General features: G+C 70.1%; 1 protein-coding gene and 1 pseudogene. Both read right to left on the bottom strand.

Annotated elements, in window-relative coordinates:
* Positions 1–168 precede the first annotated feature (168 nt).
* Complete coding sequence (locus P1P70_RS43985; RefSeq protein WP_319248028.1) at positions 169–1284, bottom strand: C40 family peptidase; 1116 nt, start codon at positions 1282–1284, stop codon at positions 169–171.
* A 305-nt stretch (positions 1285–1589) separates the two neighbouring features.
* Positions 1590–1985: pseudogene (locus P1P70_RS43980) on the bottom strand (class I SAM-dependent methyltransferase); the annotation flags it as partial.

Raw genomic sequence — 1985 nt, 5'->3', positions numbered from 1 at the left:
GTGGAGTGGTGGGTGGGGTGGCGGGGATGGCGGGGGTTGCGCGGGGCGCGGCCGTTGTTCGGCTGCCTCAAGCCTTGGCTCGCACCCCTCCCGCTGGGCCGCCACGCCACGCCACGCACCGCCACCGCCAGGGCCACCGCCCTCAGCCCAGGCGCGTCAGCCGCCGGCTCACACGTCCGGGCGTACGACGCCCAGGATCCGCATCGTGCCCGCGCCCGCGATCGTCACCTTTCGGTTCGGGCGGGGGGCGTGGACGATGGAGCCGTCACCCAGGTACATGGCGACGTGGCTGGCGTCGGCGTTGTAGATGATGAGGTCGCCGGGGCGCATGTCCTGGATGTCGATGTGCTTGAGCTGACGCCACTGCTCCTGGGAGGTGCGCGGGATGGCCAGCCCGGCGGCGGCCCACGCCTCGCTGGTGAGGCCGGAGCAGTCGTAGGTGTCGGGCCCCTCGGCGCCCCATTCGTACCACTTGCCTATTTGGTTCGTGGCGAACTCGACGGCCTTCTTGCCCTGCGGCGACGCCTTGCCGTTGATCTCGGCGAGTATGCCGGAGTCCAGCCACGCCGCCTGTGACCTCTGCGCGGCATCCTCCTCCAACTGCGCCAGCCGCTCCCGCTCGTCGTCCTCCAGCTGCCCTTCCAGCTCCTCGGCGGCGGCGATCTGCTTCTTGATCTTCTTCTTGGCCTTCTCCTTGGCCTTGCGGTTGGCCTCCAGCTTCTCCCAGCGCGCGGAGGCGTCCTTGGAGTACTGCTCCAAGTCCTGCTGGGTCCTGGTCATTTCGGCGAGCAGCCCCTTGGTCGCGAGCTGGCCCTGACGCAGGCGGTCCGCCCCCTCCAGGAAGTCCTGGGGGTTCTCGCTCAGCCACAGCCGCACCTCGGGCGGGAGGCCGCTGCCCCGGTACTGCGCGCGGGCCGCGGCGCCGATGAGATCCTGCAACTTGTCCAGCTTCTGCTGGCCCTTGACGACCTCGTTGGCCAGATCGACGAGTTCCTCGGACTGCTTGTCGGCCTTCTCCTCGGCCGCGTTGTACGCGTCCGTGGCGACCGCGGCGTCGTGGTAGAGGCCCTCCAGCTTCGTGCGGACGCGCTCCAGGTCCTCGTTCGTCACCGGAGTCGACCCGGGAGCGGGGGAGGACGAGCCCGAGGGTGTCGGCGTCGGACTCGGGGTCGGCTCCGTCGGTTTCGTCTGGCTCGCGTGCGCGGTGACCGGTGCGCCCAGGACGGTCATCGCGCAGACCACGGCCACGGCCGCCATGGTCAGGCTCCGCTTGCCGACTCCCATACCTCTTGCCCCCAACCCCAATGGAAACAGAACTGATTAACCGTCAGTAACTTGCCCGGTGCCCGGGTGATCGTGTCACGGCGTCGCGGAATGCGACAGAGGTGGGCAAGAACTCACTTCTCCCCGCCGCCTCTTCCTCCCTCCCCTGCTCCCACCTGCATGACACCGCCCCCGCCTGTGTGACGAACGGCCCGAGGTGATCGTTCCCGTACGTCACTGAATTGTCGCTCTGCGTGATCAGAATGTGAGTGCCGACCGGTCCGGGGTGTGAGTGTCGACCGGTCCGGGGTGTGAGCGCCGACTAGCTAGTAGTGGGGCCGCGGCGCCAATGCCTCCCAGGCCACCGTCACTTCGCCCTGGCGCCAGCGCGCGACCCCGTCCCGGACCGGCCAGTCCGCGCTCAGTGTGCGAATCGTGCGGATCCAGCGTTGCCGGGCGCCGTACGAGGCGTACGGTGCCGCGGCCGCCCAGGCGCGGTCGAAGTCGCGGAGGAAGGCGTGGACCGGTTCGCCGGGGACGTTGCGGTGGATGAGTGCCTTCGGGAGGCGTTCGGCGAGGTCGGAGGGGCGGTCCAGCGAGCCGAGCCGGGTGGCGAAGGTGACCGTGCGGGGGCCCTCCGGGCCGAGGGCGACCCAGACGTGCCGACGGCCGATCTCGTCGCAGGTGCCCTCGACGAGCAGGCCGCCGGAGGGGTACGGGGC

Origin of the sequence: Streptomyces sp. MB09-02B (assembly GCF_033794485.1) — a bacterium.
Lineage (GTDB): Bacteria > Actinomycetota > Actinomycetes > Streptomycetales > Streptomycetaceae > Streptomyces.
The sequence above is the reverse complement of the archived record's forward strand: the minus strand, read 5'-3'. Positions and strand labels throughout refer to the sequence as shown.

What these genes read in the sequence shown, in the direction of transcription:
- P1P70_RS43985 (WP_319248028.1), bottom strand. Translation starts at nt 1,284, where the DNA reads ATGGGAGTCGGCAAGCGGAGCCTGACCATGGCGGCCGTGGCCGTGGTC.